Origin of the sequence: Sphingobacterium sp. FBM7-1 (genome assembly GCF_020687765.1) — a bacterium.
In the GTDB taxonomy this organism is placed as follows: domain Bacteria; phylum Bacteroidota; class Bacteroidia; order Sphingobacteriales; family Sphingobacteriaceae; genus Sphingobacterium.
This window is the reverse complement of the sequence record NZ_JAJEWJ010000011.1, coordinates 12868-32462: the sequence shown is the minus strand read 5'-3', so window position 1 is coordinate 32462 and position 19595 is coordinate 12868. Positions and strand designations below refer to the sequence as shown.

16 protein-coding genes are annotated in these 19595 nt (G+C 42.8%); 12 read left to right on the top strand and 4 right to left on the bottom strand.

Annotated features, from left to right (window positions below):
* The first annotated feature begins 3 nt into the window (after window positions 1-3).
* From LKO28_RS14740 to LKO28_RS14710, 7 genes are all read left to right on the top strand, one after another.
* The gene (locus LKO28_RS14740) at window positions 4-2031 is read left to right on the top strand and encodes a RagB/SusD family nutrient uptake outer membrane protein (protein WP_227695788.1); all 2028 of its coding nucleotides are present in this window, start codon (window positions 4-6) and stop codon (window positions 2029-2031) included.
* Window positions 2032-2050: 19 nt separating this feature from the next.
* Window positions 2051-3682, top strand: a complete 1632-nt coding sequence (locus tag LKO28_RS14735; RefSeq protein ID WP_227695787.1) for a DUF5123 domain-containing protein — start codon at window positions 2051-2053, stop codon at window positions 3680-3682.
* 80 nt (window positions 3683-3762) lie between these two features.
* The gene (locus tag LKO28_RS14730; protein WP_227695786.1) at window positions 3763-5253 is read left to right on the top strand and encodes a pectate lyase; all 1491 of its coding nucleotides are present in this window, start codon (window positions 3763-3765) and stop codon (window positions 5251-5253) included.
* 7 nt (window positions 5254-5260) lie between these two features.
* Entirely contained in the window at window positions 5261-6337 is a 1077-nt protein-coding gene (locus tag LKO28_RS14725; RefSeq protein ID WP_227695785.1) for a pectinesterase family protein, read from the top strand.
* Between the two features lie 19 nt (window positions 6338-6356).
* Entirely contained in the window at window positions 6357-7262 is a 906-nt protein-coding gene (locus LKO28_RS14720; RefSeq protein ID WP_227695784.1) for an alpha/beta hydrolase, read from the top strand.
* Between the two features lie 15 nt (window positions 7263-7277).
* Window positions 7278-8936: a glycoside hydrolase family 28 protein gene (locus LKO28_RS14715; RefSeq protein WP_227695783.1), complete on the top strand. Its 1659-nt coding sequence runs from the start codon at window positions 7278-7280 to the stop codon at window positions 8934-8936.
* Between the two features lie 14 nt (window positions 8937-8950).
* Complete coding sequence (locus tag LKO28_RS14710) at window positions 8951-11428, top strand: glycosyl hydrolase family 95 catalytic domain-containing protein (protein ID WP_227695782.1); 2478 nt, start codon at window positions 8951-8953, stop codon at window positions 11426-11428.
* 46 nt (window positions 11429-11474) lie between these two features.
* Here LKO28_RS14710 and LKO28_RS14705 read toward each other — a convergent pair whose 3' ends face one another.
* The 4 genes from LKO28_RS14705 to LKO28_RS14690 form a co-directional block, all read right to left on the bottom strand.
* Window positions 11475-12527: a sugar phosphate isomerase/epimerase family protein gene (locus tag LKO28_RS14705; RefSeq protein WP_227695781.1), complete on the bottom strand. Its 1053-nt coding sequence runs from the start codon at window positions 12525-12527 to the stop codon at window positions 11475-11477.
* 78 nt (window positions 12528-12605) lie between these two features.
* On the bottom strand, window positions 12606-13613 hold the full coding sequence (locus LKO28_RS14700; RefSeq protein WP_227695780.1) for an alpha/beta hydrolase: 1008 nt from the start codon (window positions 13611-13613) through the stop codon (window positions 12606-12608).
* 4 nt (window positions 13614-13617) lie between these two features.
* The gene (locus LKO28_RS14695; protein WP_227695779.1) at window positions 13618-14778 is read right to left on the bottom strand and encodes a glycoside hydrolase family 105 protein; all 1161 of its coding nucleotides are present in this window, start codon (window positions 14776-14778) and stop codon (window positions 13618-13620) included.
* A gap of 176 nt (window positions 14779-14954) precedes the next feature.
* Window positions 14955-15401 carry a ferritin-like domain-containing protein gene (locus LKO28_RS14690; RefSeq protein ID WP_227695778.1) on the bottom strand — a complete coding sequence of 149 codons (447 nt, stop codon included), beginning with the start codon at window positions 15399-15401 and terminating at the stop codon, window positions 14955-14957.
* A 254-nt stretch (window positions 15402-15655) separates the two neighbouring features.
* Here LKO28_RS14690 and LKO28_RS14685 point away from each other — a divergent pair, with 254 nt between their 5' ends.
* The 5 genes from LKO28_RS14685 to LKO28_RS14665 all read left to right on the top strand — a co-directional run bounded on the left by LKO28_RS14685 (window position 15656) and on the right by LKO28_RS14665 (window position 19155).
* Window positions 15656-16123: a hypothetical protein gene (locus LKO28_RS14685; protein WP_227695777.1), complete on the top strand. Its 468-nt coding sequence runs from the start codon at window positions 15656-15658 to the stop codon at window positions 16121-16123.
* A gap of 13 nt (window positions 16124-16136) precedes the next feature.
* The gene (locus tag LKO28_RS14680; RefSeq protein WP_227695776.1) at window positions 16137-16580 is read left to right on the top strand and encodes a hypothetical protein; all 444 of its coding nucleotides are present in this window, start codon (window positions 16137-16139) and stop codon (window positions 16578-16580) included.
* A 238-nt stretch (window positions 16581-16818) separates the two neighbouring features.
* Complete coding sequence (locus LKO28_RS14675) at window positions 16819-17736, top strand: hypothetical protein (protein ID WP_227695775.1); 918 nt, start codon at window positions 16819-16821, stop codon at window positions 17734-17736.
* 397 nt (window positions 17737-18133) lie between these two features.
* Window positions 18134-18436, top strand: coding sequence for a hypothetical protein (locus LKO28_RS14670; RefSeq protein ID WP_227695773.1), 303 nt, complete (start codon window positions 18134-18136; stop codon window positions 18434-18436).
* A gap of 353 nt (window positions 18437-18789) precedes the next feature.
* On the top strand, window positions 18790-19155 hold the full coding sequence (locus LKO28_RS14665) for a hypothetical protein (RefSeq protein WP_227695772.1): 366 nt from the start codon (window positions 18790-18792) through the stop codon (window positions 19153-19155).
* Window positions 19156-19595 lie beyond the last annotated feature (440 nt).

Genomic DNA, 19595 nt, shown 5'->3' with positions numbered 1-19595 from the left:
AAAATGAAAAAGATAATAGGAATAATTTCTGTCGTGTTCGTCACGTTTTTCACCGCTTGTGAAAAGTACCTAGAAACAGAATCGCCTTCTTCGTTGAGCCCGGAGACCGTATTTAACACCAGTTCCATGGCAAAAGCTGCCGTCATGGGTCTTTACGGACGAATGACAGATGCATATATCTACGGCCAAAAGCTTGCGGTCAACTGGCAAGGCGTATCCGATACAGAATCCAATGGTAGCTTTAGCGAGACCAACTATGTGCAACCGACCAGTGATTACGGTGCGGGAAACTTTTTTGGTGATGCCAACAATCAAACCACCCGTTGGCAGCGTCTATATGAATTTGCCGAGATGTCCACGGCTGTCGTAGATGGCATCCGTAACTCCCCCATATTAGAAAGCGATGCAGCAACCATGAAACCGCTATTGGGAGAAGCACTTACGCTCAAATCATTGGCTTTTTTTGAGATTGCGCGATATTGGGGTGATGCACCTTATAAAAAAGAAGCTTCTAAATCCGATCTTTCCAACGTATATTCCGGAAAGTCAGACAAAGATACCATTTACCACTATCTCGTGCAGGATCTAAACGAAGCACAGTCATACCTGCCCTATAAAGGTGCCACGGGCGAATACGGTACCGTAGAGCGTATTACCAAAGGCTTTGCAAAAGGGCTGTTGGCAAGGGTAGCGTTATTTGCCGGAGGCTGGTCTTTAAGGGACGCGAGTCTATTTCCAAACTCCACTGCGGAAAAGCATCCTACCATTCCCGAAATCAACGGTTATTACGTAGGACGTCCGAAAAACTGGCGGGATTACTATGCGATTGCCGCCCAGCATACGGCAGAGTTGATCGGTTCGCCCGATAACCCACACGCCTTAGATCCGAGTTTTCAACATATATGGGAGACGGTATGTGGTGGCCAATTGAACAGTTTCAATGAAAATCTTTTCGAAGTAGCGTTTGGTATGGGGCAAAACGGGGATATCGGCTCATTGATGGGCTACGCGGTCGCAGGCGGATCTAAATATGGATCGAGAGGCTTTGGCGGCAGTTACGTAACGTCTACCGCTTATTATTTTTACTCGTTCGACCGTGAAGATCAACGCCGGGATGTAACCTTGACCTGGATTGGATATGGTGGGGATAACAAAGAAAATGTGAGCACGAACCCTTATGATGTTAAATTTGGAAAATGGCGGATATATTGGATGTCCGATGCCTATCTAGCCATGCATAAAACCGCTAGCGGAAGAATTGCTACCGGCGTGAACTGGATTTTGATGCGTTATTCGGATGTCTATCTAATGTATGCCGAAGCGTTGAGCCAATTAGAAAACCCAGACGCCGTGCATGAAGCTGCCGGGATATCCGCTCGCCAAGCCCTAGAAAAGGTACGTGAAAGAGCTTTTGGCACCGGGTCGGCAAAGATAACCCAATATGATCCCAATTTCTTGGACGCGGTCATCCACGAGCGTGCATGGGAGTTTGGAGGAGAATCAATCCGCAAACAAGATCTAGTCCGTTGGGGATTGCTATACGAGAAAATCGAAGACATGAAGAAAGCACTTTGTCTCATGTACGATAATACACGACCCGTGACCATATTTGACAAAACCTATCAACCTTCGGATTTCCCCAAAACGGTCTACTATCGGTTCCGGAACGCAGAATATATCGATCAAAGCTCGTTAAATTATTATGGCGATCTTCCCGCTAATCCAGGAGGAGATTGGCTGTCTGTCTCTTGGTTTCCCAAAGCGGCAGAGAAACCTGCTACCGTCGAACAGGGCCGTACCTACAATTACACGATGTGGCCCGTGAGAACACTCTTGGCGGGAACCGGTTTGATGGTTTCGTACGATTATTCCGAGTTTTTATCTACGCTGACATATGGAACGGAAATCCAAAATTTACTACAGCAATATAAAATGGGGAACGGTGTATGTAATTATCGCTATCCGTTCGCAATCTATGTGGACGATATCCGTGAGTCAAGAGGCTATTTAGAAAATTCATATGGATATTAACGAGTAGAGGACAACAGTCATGAGAAAGATTTTAATAAATATGATCCTGCTAGTTGCAATGGCACTAGCTATGTCAAGCTGCGAAAAGAAAGTCAACGATTGGGATGTCGATCCTTCCTATGCGGGACTCTTCCGATCGCTAAGTTTCGAAACAACCAACATCGGGGCTACCGATGTAGAAATCGGCTATACCCAAACAGTGTCGGCTAATAAATATATTTTTGAGTTCAGCAAAGATAGCTTAGCATTTAACGAGATTGTTAAAACCGTAGAAATTCTAGCGGATACACTAACGCCCTTTGCACCGTCCACCACACCGACACGGGTGGTCTACCGTACGATATTCGAGGATTTAGACGGGACATCGCCTTACTCTGTACGCATGAAAGGCATCAATACGGAAACCGGCCAAGAGTCCGGCTATGTCGCACTGTTTTTTAAAACCATGGCAGAGCAATTATTTTCCAGTGCTGACATATCCTTAGACCGTATTAAGATGCACTGGCCGGCAACTGACAATGTGACTCATATTACGGTCACCGATCCGTTGAACAGTGATAGCGAGGTAAAACGGGTAGATTTGACAGCTTCCAATAAAACAGAAGGGGCTGCTACGATTACCGATCTTCAACCTGGTAAAGCCTATGCGATTTCCATCTATAACAACGACGTTTTACGCGGAACTCGAATTCTAGTAACTTCAGGTATACCCGAAGGCGAAATCATTCCCGTCTCTCCGGGAGACGATATCCCCGCCTTGGTTTCTGCTGCCCTTGCTGCCGGCAAACAAAACATCATTTTAAATTTCTCGGGCGATCAACCGTACAATTTGGGTGCCGTAACATTACCGTCAGGCATTATCAATGTCAGCGTAACCGGAACGGCGAATGCCAATGGGAAGAATCCAGTACTGCAGATCAGTTCTTTTAAACTATCGGATACACAGTACGGTAGGGTTATTTTTGAAAATGTGGACCTTCACGCTATTACGGGTAGTTCTTTCCTTGTCACCTCCGATCAGGCAGGTATGCGGGCTACAGGCTACTGGTTCACCAACTGTCACATACAAGGCTTTGGTAACGGCGTGGTGCGTCTGAATAATGCAGTCAATGTGGGACAAATCAGGTTTGATAATTGTAGAATTCATAAAAACGGAGGCTGGGGAGTTGTAAACGTGGGAGGAAGTTCGGCAGTTGTCGACTCCATCAAGTTTACCCGCAGCACGCTAACCGACCTTTCCACACAGCTCATGGATGTACGGGTAGCGGTCAAAAAGATTGTTGTACAGAACTGTACATTCTACAATCAGAACGCTGCTATGAGCCAGTTGTTACGTTTTGATACGAATAGACTCCCGTTAGAGTTACAGGCAGGGAACAATATTATTTCAGGCACAAACAGTGGCGCGAAGCTGAATTCAACTAGCTATAATCATGGAGATTTTGCCCTCCCGGTATCCTTCGCTGGTGGTTACCGGACGAACGAGTTTGAAATAGAAAGGGATTCTCGTGGATTTGCAGATATTACGCTCTTCAGCGGTAGTGCTGCCGATCTTTTTGTGGATCCGGATGCCAGCGATTTTAGGATTAAACCCGGCAACGGGTTTGGCGGTCGTGGGACAGCTGGCGATCCACGTTGGTTTGAGCAATAGAATATAAACCATCGTATATAGCTACAGGCCTAAAGTATAACGCTTGTAGCTATATATAACTTAAAGCAATCTATTAAAAAATGAGACGAAAAACCCATTATCTTTTTTTGTTCGTAATGACCTCGTCACTACTCTTCTTTACTTTTTGTAGCAAAAACGGTGAAGAACATAAAGACGAAAAGCCCGAACAAGAGCAGGAAGAAGAGAACAATGGTCCAGACCCCATAGAAGAGGAAGCTTTTGCCTTTCCCGGAGCGGAAGGATTTGGACGTAAAGTAACCGGCGGACGCGGCGGGAAAGTTATTAAAGTAACCAATCTGAACGACAAGGGAACAGGCAGTCTAAGAGCAGCGATTGAAGCCTCTGGAGCACGTATCGTCATATTTGAAGTATCTGGCACCATAGAATTGGAATCGCAGTTAAATATCCGCAATCCCAATATTACGCTCGCTGGACAAACAGCTCCAGGAGATGGTATTACCATTAAAAATTATCCCGTGGTGGTTTCTACAGAAAATATCATCATACGATATATGCGGTTCCGAATGGGAGATGAGAAGGGAGTAGAAGCCGACGCGTTAGGTGGCTTCGAACAAAAGGATATTATCATAGATCATTGTTCGATGAGTTGGTCTACCGATGAATGCGTATCCTTTTATAGCAACGAAAATTTCACCATGCAATGGTGCATTATCTCGGAGAGCTTACGGGTGTCTGCACATGATAAAGGTGCACACGGTTATGGCGGAATATTTGGTGGGATAAAAGCCTCTTTTCATCATAATCTACTGGCACATCACGATAGCCGTAACCCGCGGTTTGGCGAGCGCGGAAACACCGATATCGGATTACGTTCTTTGGTTGATTACCGAAATAATGTCATCTATAATTGGGGAGGGAACAGCGCCTACGGTGGTGAAGCCATGAATATTAATCTGGTTAATAATTACTACAAGCCAGGTCCGGCCACACGTAACACAACGCGCATCTACTCTATCGATAAGAAGAAAGAGGTCAATGAACCTATTTATGATATTTGGGGCAAATTCTATATCGACGGTAACTACGTCGAGGGAGCACCCGATGCGACTAGCGACAATTGGACGTATGGCGTTTATGATCATTTTCACCACAGTTACGGTGTTGTGCCCGAAACTGATAAAATAGCCATGCAGCTTCATACGCCTCATAATAACGAAGGCAATGTGGAAACACATACTGCCCAGGAGGCCTATGATAAAGTTTTGCAGTATGCCGGCGCCAGCTTGAAAAGAGATGCAGTAGATATACGCGTTATCGATAATGTAATAAACAAGACGTATACTGCCCATGGTTCCAGTGGCGAACAAAACAGTCGGTTTGGTATTATAGATAGCCCTCATGATGTGGGTGGTTGGCCCGTATTAGAGAGCAGTAAGGCACCGAAAGATTCGGATGGAGACGGCATGCCTGATGACTGGGAAATCGCCCACAACCTTGACCCGAATACGCCGAATGCCAATGGACGTGATCTGAGCACGGCGTATGATAATATCGAGGTGTATATGAATAGTCTAGTGAAGATTAAATAAATATAGTATGATTTCAATATTAAAAATAAAAAATTATATATCGCATATCTCTATGCTATGCTCTATCCTCCTAATAGCCGTTTGTCCTACGCTGATATCCTGTTCTAAAAGTTCGGAAACATCGGATGAAACTACGCCGATAGAAGAAGAGGACAAAACGATCAACGCAGATGCCGTTGTCGCGGCAGATGGCACCGGGGATTTCACCTCCTTACAAGACGCAATTAATGCCGCACCAAATAATAGGACAGCATATTATTACATCTATGTTAAAAAAGGGACTTATAAAGAGGTCATTACCGTGCCGAAGAATAAAGATTATATATACTTGGCCGGAGAAAACGAAGCAACTACCGTTTTAACGTATGATAATTATGCCAGCCGACTTAGACCGGATGGTTCTGAATATGGAACGAGCGGTTCAGCCTCTTTTTTTGTGCATGGAAATAATTTCGTTGCCGAAAGGATAACTTTCGAAAATACGGCTGGTATCGATGCAGGACAGGCATTAGCGATCAATATCGGTGGTGCACGTTCCTCTTTCCGTAACTGCAGATTTTTAGGCCATCAAGATACGTGGTATGCCAGCAACGGAACTTATCAATATCTTAAAGATTGCTATATTGAAGGATCGGTGGATTTCATTTTTGGTGGCTCTACTGCCTTCTTTGATCAATGTGAGCTTGTCAGTACACGCGGCGGGTACTTGACAGCAGCATCTACACCAGAAGAACAGGCGTTCGGCTATATTTTCAAGCAGTGCAAGGTTAACGCCTACCCTACCGTACCTGCGGGATCGGTATATCTCGGTAGGCCTTGGCGCCCGAATGCAAAAGTCGTATTCGTCGAGTGTGCTATGGATAAGCACATACAGTTAGCGGGTTGGCATAACTGGGGAAACCCTGACAATGAAAAAACAGCATTTTATGCCGAATACAAATCTACCGGTGCAGGCGCTAGTATGGATACCCGTGTTTCGTGGTCTCATCAACTGACAATGGAAGAAGCCAATCGCTTTACCTATGAGAACGTTATAGGCGATCAACACCCCAAATTTTCGAAGGAAAAAATCCAGATCAACTAATTTTCCCTATATACATCGTATGCAGACATCCATTATCACATGCTGCCTTTTCTTACTTGCACAATATACCGTGGGGCAACAGCGGATAAACCTTTGGGAGCAAAATAATATGCCCAATACAAAAGGCGTTATCCTGCAAGACAGCATTGCAAATGAACGCATTTATCAGGTCGCAGAACCTCGGATACAGGCATTTTTCACTTCTTCACAGGAAAATAAACATGCTGCGGTACTGATTATTCCGGGAGGAGGATACGCTCGTTTAGCCTACGAGATCAGTGGTTATCAATTAGCAAAATGGTTTAACACGATGGGCATGCATGCGTTTGTATTAGAACATCATATGCCACAATCTCCGGACGTTATAACACCGCATCTGGCACCATTACAAGATGCGCAACGGGCAATACGCATCATCAAACAAAACGCCGCATCATGGGATATAGATATCGATAAAATCGGTGTTATGGGCTCATCAGCGGGAGCACATCTTGCGGCGACATTAAGCACGTGGAACCAAGATGTGTCCGCTGTAGGCGATGCCTTGGACAACCATGATTTTAAACCCGCTTTTCAGATTCTGATCTCTCCGGTTATTGATATGGGCGAATTTGCCCATAAAGGAAGCCGGGAAAATTTGCTGGGTAAACAACCTACAAACGAGTTATTAAAGCAATTTAGCCTGCAGCATCAGGTGGACGCAGAGACCCCACCAGCATTTATCGTCCATGCTTTTGACGATCCCGCTGTACCCGTAAAAAACAGCCTGTTGTATGCGGACAGTCTAGTTACCAAGGGGGTATCGACATCCCTTCACATCTTCCCACAGGGGAAACATGCCATCGCTTTACGAAACAACCCGGGATCAGCATCCCAATGGGTTATGCTTTGCGAGGAATGGTTAATTGAAAATGAGAAACTATAAAAAAGAAACATGTTTTTGAAACAGAACAGAAAAGTTTGGATCGCCACGAGTATGTGCGTTTTATCGATGTTGAGTACGCGTGTAGACGGTCAGACACAAGCTACAAACAGCCCTTACAACTGGGATAATTTACCCGAAATTCAGCAACCTATATTCCGGAAGGACACCCTCGATATTCGAGATTTCGGAGCCAAAGGGGATGGCATGACCCTCAATACCAAAAGCATCAACGATGCGATCGCTGCCAGCAACCAAAATCAAGGAGGGGTCGTATTCATCCCTGCCGGCTATTGGCTATCAGGTCCTATTGAATTAAAAAGTAATGTGAACCTGCATTTAGCGGACAACGCTTTTTTACAATTCACAGCCGATTTTGATCAGTACCCGATTGTGGAAGGAAACTATGAAGGCAAACCTTCTGCGCGGAACCAGTCCCCGATCAGCGGAAAGAATTTAAAAAACATCGCCATTACGGGAGCTGGTACAATTGATGGTAACGGTGACGCTTGGCGTATGGTGGGAAGAGGCGCCCTAACAGAACGGGAATGGCGTGACAAAGTAGCCGCTGGCGGATTGGTTAGTGCCGATGGTAAAACTTGGTTTCCTTCGGAAAAAACAAAACGAGCACACGAAGAAAAACGTTCCGTTTTGCTAACGGAAGAGAGAACCTTGGCCGATTTTGAAGATATTAAAGACTATTTAAGGCCCAACCTACTGGTGCTAACTAACTGTGAAAAGGTATTGCTAGAAGGTGTTACGTTCCAAAACTCTCCCGCGTGGAACCTACATCCACTCATGAGCCGGCATGTTACGATTAGGGATGTTAAAATCAAAAACCCAGATTATGCACAGAATGGTGATGGTATTGATATCGAATCCTGCTCCAACGTACTCATTGAAGATTGTATTTTGGATGTAGGCGACGATGCTATCTGTATCAAATCTGGAAAGGATGAAGAGGGCCGGAAAAGAGGGATACCCACCGAAAAAGTAATTATTCGGCGAAACAAAGTATATTTAGGGCACGGAGGCTTTGTCGTAGGCAGTGAAATGTCAGGAGGTGCGCGCGATATTTTCGTAGAAAACTGTACGTTTATGGGTACAGATAAGGGGATACGCTTTAAAACCACACGAGGCCGTGGCGGGATAGTAGAAAACATTCATATTCGAGATATAAACATGTCAAATATCGTAGACGAAGCGATTTTCTTTGACATGTATTACTGGACCAAACCTCCACAGGCAAATGAAGTACAGGAAATTCCACCGGTAACCGAAGAGACGCCCAAAATTCGAAACGTATTCATCGAAAATGTCCAGTGCAATGGGGCAAAAGTGGGCGTTTTTGTACGCGGATTACCAGAGATGCCTGTACAGCATATTCACCTGAAGAATTTAAATCTCACGGTCGATAAAGGTATAGAAATTAAAGATACGCAATTCCTCACGATCGAAAATGCGGCTTTTTACACTGCTTCGGATGCCCCCTTACTCTACGTAGAAAGCGCACAGGATTTAACGTTTAACAAACTAAAATTAGACAATAAGCAACCCCATCGCGTAGAGATACATGGTAGCAACTCAACAAATATTTTATTAACAGACTCCAAAATTGATAGCGGTAATATCAGTTTCCACAACGGAGCAAAAAAGCAAGGAATTAAAATAAACTAATACAAAACGGAAGAATGATGAAGAGTAGAATGGTTAAAATTATGCTCATGGCCGTGATGCTGTGCGGTCTATTAGAGCAAACGCAGGCACAGCAAAAGATGAAACTGGTATACGATAAACCGGCCGCCGATTGGAATGAGGCACTACCTATAGGTAACAGTCGCTTAGGAGCTATGGTTTTTGGGAATCCGTCTCGCGAGCAGATTCAGTTAAACGAAGAAACGATCTGGGCAGGCGAACCCGGTAATAATGTACCGAAAAATACGTATGATAAAATCGTCGAGATTCGGCGACTACTTGCCGAAGGTAAACCAGCGGAAGCACAAGCCCTGTCCAACGAGACCTTCCCGCGGCAATCCCCCGAAGATTTAGACTATGGAATGCCTTATCAGACTTTTGGCAGCCTATGGTTAAACTTCCCGGGACACGAAGCCTTTACAGACTTCCATCGCGAATTAGACATCCAGGATGCAGTAGCTCGCACTTCCTATACCGTTAACGGCGTTCGATACAATCGGGAGGTCTTTGCCTCTTTTACAGATGATGTCGTCCTCGTACGCCTGACCTCCTCCAAGAAAAATGCACTGTCGTTTTCTATCGGGCTAAGTACGCCGCAAGTACAGCATACACTAGCTTCTACCGACAAGCAACTTATTCTAAAGGGCACCAGTGGTTCTTTCGATGTCAAAACGGGTAAAGTACAGTTTGAAGGTATTGTGCGCCCTATACTGAAAGGCGGAAAACTTTCTGCCCACGGGGATCAGTTATCTGTGGACAACGCCGATGAGGTCATTTTATACATTTCTATCGGAACTAATTTCAATAAATACAACGACTTAGGCGGTAATCCTTCGAAACATGCGCAAGCGAAACTGGATAAAGCAATCGGCACAAAATATGCACAAGCGCTGCAAAATCACAGCCAGAAATATCAAAGCTTTTTTAATCGGGTACAACTTGATCTAGGTACTTCCGCACAGGCCGCGAAAACCACGGATGTGCGTGTACGCGAATTCGCCACCACATCGGATCCGGCATTGGTTTCGCTCTATTTCCAGTTCGGACGCTACTTACTGATCAGTTCCTCTCAGCCCGGTGGCCAACCAGCTAACCTCCAAGGTATATGGAATGACAAACTCAACCCGCCATGGGACAGTAAGTACACCGTAAATATTAATACCGAGATGAACTATTGGCCCGCCGAGGTAACTAACCTTTCAGAAATGCACGAACCGCTATTCTCGATGCTGGAAGATCTTTCGGTAACCGGACAGGAAAGTGCCAAAGAGATGTACAGGGCACGCGGATGGAACATGCATCATAATACGGACCTCTGGCGTATTACGGGCGTTGTAGACGGAGGCTATTATGGAATGTGGCCAATGGGCGGCGCCTGGCTAAGCCAGCATATATGGCAACATTACCTCTATAACGGACAGAAATCGTTTTTACAGAAGTATTATGAGATACTAAAAGGTAAAGCCTTGTTTTACTTAGACGTGTTGCACGAAGATCGCTCTGGACGCTGGCTGGTATTAAGCCCATCCATGTCGCCAGAAAACTCTTATTTACCCGGTAGTATAGGAATTTCTGCCGGCACTACGATGGATAATCAGCTCATCTTTGATGTGTTCCATAATTTTATAGACGCGGCTAAAATATTAGGGACAGACGCAGCACTGGCCGACAGCGTACAACTAGCTTTGGATAGACTTCCTCCGATGCAAATAGGTCAACATACACAACTGCAGGAATGGTTAGAGGATTTAGACAAAACAACCGACCAACATCGTCATATCTCACACCTTTACGGCTTATACCCTGCCGGGCAGATATCGCCTTTCCGCCATCCGGATTTGACAGAAGCAGCTATTAATTCGTTAATTTACCGTGGCGATAAATCAACCGGATGGTCTATGGGCTGGAAAGTAAATTGGTGGGCTCGTCTATTGGATGGTAATCAAACGTATAAACTCATTCAGGAGCAGTTGAGCCCACCTGTGGGCGATAAAGGACAGGGCGGAGGTACCTATCCGAATTTATTGGATGCGCACCCTCCTTTCCAAATTGACGGGAATTTCGGCTGTACGTCTGGTATCGCAGAAATGCTCGTACAATCCTACGACGGAAATATTTTTATTCTACCCGCATTACCTGATGCATTTCCTCAAGGCAGCATCAGCGGGTTGAAAGTTCGTGGAGGTTTTGAAATCGATATCGCTTGGGCAGACAGCAAACTCACTACACTTCGGATCAAATCCGCATTGGGCGGAAACTGTAGATTGCGTTTAGCAGCGGGCACCAACCTAGAAGGCGATGCTACGCTACAGCCAGCAACAGGCGAGAACGCTAATCCCTTCTACCAAGTACATGCTATCAAAGCGCCTTTAACGTCTGAGAAGGCAAGCTTGAAGGGCTTCCAATTACCAGACACAAAACTTGTCGAGTTTAATACCGAACCCAGCAAGCAATATACGTTTACCAACAATTAATGCACAAAAAGAAAGAGGCTTCCATTTTAGATAGAAGCCTCTTTCTTTATATTCCTAAGACGGAGCGAATCAGGTCACGATCAATACCCGCATTCGCAAAATCGTCAAACGCTTTATCCGTAACCCGGATAATATGATCCTGTATAAATGTCGCCCCTTCTTTCGCACCATCCTCCGGATGCTTCAACGCACATTCCCATTCCATCACCGCCCAACCATCGAAACCATATGTAGTCAGCTTCGAAAATACCGCTTTAAAATCTACTTGTCCATCTCCTAGTGACCGGAATCGTCCAGCCCGATCCACCCAACTTTGATAGCCACCGTACACCCCCTGTTTTCCCGTAGGCCTGAATTCAGCATCCTTGACATGAAACATTCTAATACGTTCGTGGTAATGATCAATATATGCTAAGTAATCTAAGCACTGCAATACAAAGTGGGATGGATCATATAAAAGACATGCCCTAGAATGGTTATTAACCTCCTTCAAAAACATTTCATAGCTGATTCCATCATGCAAATCTTCCCCGGGGTGAATTTCATAACATACGTCCACCCCAGATTCGTCAAACTTCTGAAGGATAGGCAACCATCTCCGACCAAGCTCTTTGAACCCTTCTTCAACGAGTCCTGCGGGGCGTTGCGGCCATGGATAAACCGTATGCCATAATAACGAGCCACTGAACGTTGCGTGAGCTTTTAACCCCAAATTTTCAGACGCCTTTGCCGCGTATTGGAGCTGCTGCACAGCCCATTCTGTCCGAGCTTTGGGGTTATTATGATACGCCTCTGGCGCGAAAGAATCAAACAGTTTATCATATGCCGGGTTAACAGCAACAAGCTGTCCCTGCAAATGGGTAGATAGTTCGGTAATTTCTAGACCATAGGAGTTTACCAGACCTCGAATCTCATCTGCGTAAGTCTTGCTTTGGGCTACTTTTTGCAAGTCAAAAATCTTCGGATCCCAAGTTGGGATCTGTACGCCTTTGAAGCCTAAATTCTTTGCCCATGCACAAATGGACGATAAGCTGTTAAAAGGTGTACTTTCATCGATAAACTGAGCTAGAAAAATGCCCGGACCTTTAATCGTTCTCATAGTAAAAATTTTAAATTTGAAAGCCTATGTCAAATCTAACGCAAAATTTCTACAAATAACCCTCTTTCGAGCTGAATATCACTCAAACATCTGTCGGAAGGTCAGATCCAAGAAATCAAGCGTATAATCCATCATCGGCTGATACCATGGATGAAAGAACCAAAATGGATGAGGTGTATCGGGAAATTCTCGGATTTCCCAATAAATACCATATCGATCAAGCTTTTTGATCATATCGTCTCGCCCCGCATGAAATCTTGGAATAGAACTATTTAAAAATATAATGGGTACCGAATTCCGAGAAGCATGATTCAACGGAGCCGCCGATTCCCAGTTTGTGGGGTTTTGGTCATAGCTTCCATCCAACCAATTGGATGCTGCCGTGCCTTCCGACGACTCTGGATGCCGGAATGCCAGCGTTCCATCAATGTTAACGACGGCTTGGACATCGGATAGCTGCTCCGCATTCACTCTTCCCTGTCCCTCAAAATCAGCGTTCCCATTTGTGACACCCAATAGACTGGCCAATTGTCCTCCTGCGGAGGTCCCCAGGCTGGCGATATATTTCGTATCCAGTAGGATTTTATCGGCATTTGCACGCATCCAGCGGATAGCGGATTTTAAATCAAATACCGCTTCGGGATACTTCGCCTCGGGCGATAATCGATACTCGACCGCTACCGCTACATATCCGTTTGCTGCTAATTCCTTCCCAATCGTATGCATTTGCGATTTATCGCCCGATTGCCATCCACCTCCGTGAACGAGTAAAACACCGGGATAACGCTTCGAGGTATCGCCATCAGGGCAAAACACATCTAAAAATAAAGGTCTATCTCCGATCCTATCATATTCCTGATCTAAATGCGATACAACCGGAGTTTTTACTTCCGCAATACGAATATAGGGTCGATATTTTCGCTCCTTCAAGTAGGTACCATGCAATGTGAAAGACGTATCTCTCGGAATTGGCTTCCCTAGGGTGTCTGTACCCATGAGCGCAGGGGGATTCGATGGCATTTGCGCCGACGTTAAAGTTGCAACCAACAGCCCTAACAGACACCAGAAAGATGTTTTCTGTATCATATTGCTACCTATCCAAGAGTACACTTGTCATAATAAAAGGGCCTATAGCCTTCGGATCATTATCTCGCACCGGTTCCGAAAGGTAATATTCGAAACTCCCATCTCGATAATTCTTGTCGCCGCCCAATCCCGCAACCGAACAACAATCGGTAATCGATAAGGAACCATCTGTTTCTGTCTTTACGAAACGCTTTATAAACTGGTCGTAGGCTTTTTCTCCTTTTTCTAAATAGGAACTCCTTAAGTAGCCTTGTTGGGCACCTTTTATCCAGGCATAAATAAACATGATAGAGCCTGTCGATTCCAAATAATTCCCTTCTCTGTGTCCTAAATCCGTGACCTGATACCACATGCCTGTTTGGGGATCTCTAAATTTTTCGATCGAAGCGGAAAGTTCCTGTAGAATATTAATAATTGCCGGACGGTCTTTATGATCCGCTGGCAAAAAATCTAAAACATCAACAATGGCCATCATATACCAACCTATACTACGCGACCAAAAATTCGGCGAAAGACCCGTTTCGGGGTCTGCCCAACGCTGTTGCTTACTTTCGTCCCAACCATGGTAGTATAAACCCGTTTTGGGATCAAACAAATATTTTCGAACATCTATAATCTGTAAAGCCACGTCATCAAACAATGCAGACTCGTTGTTTTCTTTAGCATATTGAGCCAGAAATGGACCGGCCATATATAAACCATCCAGCCATACCTGATGCGGATACACCTTCTTATGCCAAAAACTTCCATCCTTCGTACGCGGATGCGTACGCATCTGTTCGCGCTGATGATCTAAGGCTATTTTAAACCGCTCCTCCTTTGTTTTCTCCAAAATAGGAAAAAGAATTTTGCCGGTATTGACGCGATCGATATTATACTCTAACGGCCTATACGTTTTGATGGTTCCATCGTTATTTACCATGGTATCCGCATAGTCATAAACATAATTATAATATTTCGGATCGGCCGTCTTATCATAAACCTGTAATATAGACTGCATTACCAACCCATGGCAATAATTCCATTTCAAGGCTTTTGAAAAGTCAATCATCCACGCTTCTGGGTTACGTTTCATATCGGAGTCCGCCATACGGATATAGTTTTTTTGTCCGAAAGTTTGCACGGCAAAAACAACGGAGACTATCAATAGGAATAACTGTTTCATTCGAAAGAATTTACATGTACATTTGGTTTATAAACTACGCTTTACAACGATAGCCATTTGAACGGGGAATTCATAGCTATGATGCTAAAAAAATAATGCAAACGTTGCCGGCAACGTTTGCATCTTTAAACATTATTTCTATTAAATGGGTCTTTTACTACGAAATGTTATTGGAACTAGCCCGCGTTATCGCGTAACATTTTAATCTTATCATGCGACATCCGAATTTGCGCTGCTTGATCTAAAACAGTTTCCAAAGCATGCCCAGTTAACACATTACTATCCATAACGTTTTTATAAGCTGCTTTAATCGCATCCTCACCGCGTTCTGCTTCTTCCAAAATACTTTTCCGATCTTTACCACCAAAAAGTGCTTTTACGTCAATCCATGCCCGGTGTATAGCTCCCGCTACACTTTCGTTATCCTCATCCACTTCTTCGCCATATTGCTCCGCTATAGCCGAAAGCTCTCTTGAAAAGCCTTCGCTTTCCGCAGCGGCCGAGGTAAAAATAACTTGAAGATCTGCATTGATGGGCTCTAGGTCTTCCAAGGCTTTTCTAAATCCTAATGTACGGTCATTATTAATCTCTATCAGATTTTGTAAGTGTTTTATAGCTTTCATAACATTTTGTTTTTGTGACTACATGATATGAACGGTTTAGGGGAATAAAAGTTTCAGCCCTCATTTGTATCTGCTTTATACTCTCCAAAGAAATTCGGACCAATAGGTTATAAATTTATATTCTCTTTTTTATTCTAAGATTTTTTTCTATTTTAGAAGAGCTAACATATAAGATAAGCCTGTCATTGATACTAACAGACCTTTAACGCAAAAGTTTAAGTATTCATTGTGGTAGCATTATAAATCTTTTAGAAATGAAGTTATTTATTTTTTATTGCTCTATTTTTTTGTGTTGTCTATTATATGTTGGATGTAATAACACTATTCCAAAGGAAGTACAATATGCACTTGAGTTGGCTGGTGATAATAGGAATGAATTAGAAAGAGTGCTGAATAACTACCATAAAAAGGATAAGCAAAAATTTCGAGCTGCCTGTTTCCTTATTAGTAATATGAGATACCATAAGAGTAAACAACTGATAGAGATCCCAGACCAGTTTCCAGAATACCTTGTAAAAACAGATTCGTTATATCACACTCTTTTTAACGGCATGAGCAGTGAAGATATTATCGTGAGTTATGTGCGGCAAAATGGAGGAACCGCTCTATGGGAAACATTGCCAACAACCGAAGAAATCCGTAGACCCGATTGGCAACAAATAAAAGATGTCATTGATGGCAAAAAGCCTTTAAGTACATTAAGCTCAGATTGTGAAGATTGAAAACAAGGATATTATGCTTAGAAAACTGATAACAAATATTTTAATAGCTTTTGTACTATTCCCAATATTCACAGCTGACCGTCATTGGAGTAATTGGTTGAACGGTGTTTATAAAATCGAAGATGCTTATTACGAGACCTTTGGGGAATATGTACAGGTTTACTTACATGAGACTGCTTACCCTTTATTGCCTTTCTTGTTTCTGATATTGATATTGCTTCCTTTTCAGCTAATTAAGGATTATTTCAATAGTAAGGGGAAACCTTTACATTTCCTAATAAAGAGTGTGGTTTTTACGATCTTTTTTGCTTTTGGTTACACATTCTTGGCTGGAGGATATATGGGATATATGTTAAAGTCAAATCCCATAAGCTTTTGGGGGCCTATCATTATTGCGGGAATATTATATCCGATTCTGCTTTATTTTACAATTGACCGTTATGTCGAAAGGAAATAGCAAAAGAGAAACTGCATAAGCCTTGTATGACATTGGACTCGCCATCGGAAACAACCTCACCTGTGGCGATTCCAGTGTTATTCTTTTCTTAACGGGTACATCAAATTACAGCCAAATAAAAGATGTCATTGATGGCGAAAAGCCATTTTTTAACTTGAGTTCAAACGCTTAAGATTAGAATTAGCTAGATATGGCATAGTAAATAACCTAAGTAATAATGACATAAATATCAATAACAATGAAAGGAACGGCAATGCTAACAGCAAGGGGACGAAGTGTACTGATTAGCTTTTTAGTGCTAATAGCTTCATACACTGCGAAAGCTCAGGATAGGGTCTTTGTGCTTAACCTTGATTCGCTCAACATACAATCTGATTTTGATTGTACGCAATATACGTTGTCCACAGAGGCCTTATATCCTGTCAATCAGAAAGTCCATCTATATAATTTGTTGCCGAAGTCACACCGGCACAGATCAGAAATTATTGTCTTTGCAGTACTACCCGACTTCGAAAAAAAGTCATCATGGACAGAGATAAAAAGAACTGATATTAGGGAGATTAGTTACTCGGAACTCTTGAATTTTAAGGACAGATCATTAGGCATAACTACTAATCCACCTTATTTTACAAGATCTATTAATCAAATTAAACTGGCAATACTCCATAACGGTAAGCTGAAAGTGGGCAATCAAACTTTCTTACAGTTTTTTGCTGTTCGGAATTATGTTGACGGAATGAACAGACCATTGGGTACCATTGACATTGGCCAGCCTTTTATCTCCATTTACTCGTTTTCCGAAGCTTTTAAGAGACAATACCCCGATGACAGCTTTCCCATGCTTCCGGAAAGGATTTCCTCATCTTTTGAGCCGCTGCGGATGAAAAAAGAATTTTTAAGTAAGAAACTGACCATCGAAGGTGAGGAGGCCTACCGATTCTGGACATTTTATGACTGGAGTACTGCCGATGGTTATGAAATAGAGAGAGGATTGGATCGGTTTGTATATATGCCAGGCAGGGGTATTGTCGGTGCTTCCTTAGATTTCTATTTCTTTTTTCATCTTCGCCATAATGGCTTGACAAATAGAGCTTTAATACAAAATATGTGGGAAGAAAAAGTAATGCTTGCCGACGAATTAACAGGCAGATTATAGAGAAAATGTCCCGAACCATATTAGGTCGTTCGGGGCATTATGTATTGACAGAACAATATCGATTTCTAAAAGAACGATAAACTATGTAGTAGGGGGACGAATAGTAACACAAGTGGATGCGCAGGGCTACGCCACGGAAATTAGTAGTAAAATGGGAGAGTACCAAATCATCACTCATCATCCCCGAGATATTCGGAACAGTATGGAAACACTGCTCCAGATTACATATATAACGGACAATCGTATCTTTCTAGGATTTACTTTAGAAAAAAATAAATAAAAATTTTAAAACACATATTCTCATGAAGATTATCACTTTTTTTATCTCGACTTTTATATTTTGTCAATTATGTATGGGGCAAAACGAAGGTGGAAAGAACTAACGAAACGAGATTCAATGTATTCTGTTTACACTAACGAAATCGAATCTATCCGAAATAAACCGAAAATCTATCTATCACATATCAACCGTGCTATTGCAAAAAACAAAGTAGATTATGATGGACCTGCTAGCGTGCTATATAGCTATGTAAACACCTCTATGCCTTTCGATCCAGATCTACATTTTATAAATAGATTGGAATTGTATAAGATTGTCAAAAAGCACATTTTTGAAAAGGAGCTTTTATTGCCCGAGAAAACAGAATCTTATATAAGAGCTGGTGGTGATAACAGCACTTATAAGGTGATTAACAAGTGAGTTTTATAGTGCTTTGGTAAAAGGTAACGTTCCAGATGAGCTAATATAGTCTGGAACGTTGTAATAGTACAAAAGGGGGGATACTAGTATCAAGTGTGATGAATATCTTTTCCAAGAATAGTGTACTCAGAGCCAATAGCCTATATGGTCTTGAAGATTTAATGCCTATAAATTGGTTTTTAAAAAGACAGGACAAATTGTTAGACAAAATGGAGGAACCGCTCTATGGGAAACATTGCCAACAACCGAAGAAATCCGTAGATCAGATTGGCAACAAATAAAAGATGTCATCGATGGCAAAAAGCCTTTAAGTACGTTAAGCTCAGATTGTGAAGATTGAAAACAAGGATACTATGCTTAGAAAAACAATTGTAAATTTATTGCTGGCGTTTATTTTATTGCCAATGGTTGTATCCATACGTCATTGGAGCAATTGGTTAAATGGCATTTATAAAATCGACGATGCTTATTACGAGACGCTGGCGGAATGTATCCATAAGTATCATCACCGGATTGCCTATCCTTTTCTGCCCGTCATGTTTCTGATATTGATATTGCTTCCTTTTCAGTTAATTAAAGATTATTTTAGTGAGAAGCGCAAACCTTTATCCCTGCTTGTAAAGAGTCTCGTTTTTACGGTCTTCTACACCGTTTGCTACGCATTCTTGGCTGGAGAATATATAGGTTATATGTTAAAGTCAAATCCTATGAGCTTCTGAGGGCCTATTATTATTGCAGGAATATTATACCCGATTCTCCTTTATTTTACTATTGACCGTTATGTCGAAAGGAAATAACAAAAGAGAAACTGCATAAGCCTTGTATGACATTGGACTCGCCATCGGCAACAACCTCACCTGTGGCGATTCCAATGTTGTTCTTTTCTAGACTAGTACATCAAATTAGGCTTAAAAGACTACTCCCCCTTATTTTACAACCGGATCTTCAGCACGAAATATGTGGAAGGAAAAAGTGATGCCTGCCGATGAATTAGCACGCAGGTAATTATCTCTGGCGGGTATACCCATCTGATTATCAACAAACAGAAAATATACAGTCGCGACAAGGAAAATTACCATGTGCAAAATAATACATATACTCAGCTTCTTACTTTGATTTCCATTTGGTTACGCGTGGTCTCAAGATCATAGTCTGCAAT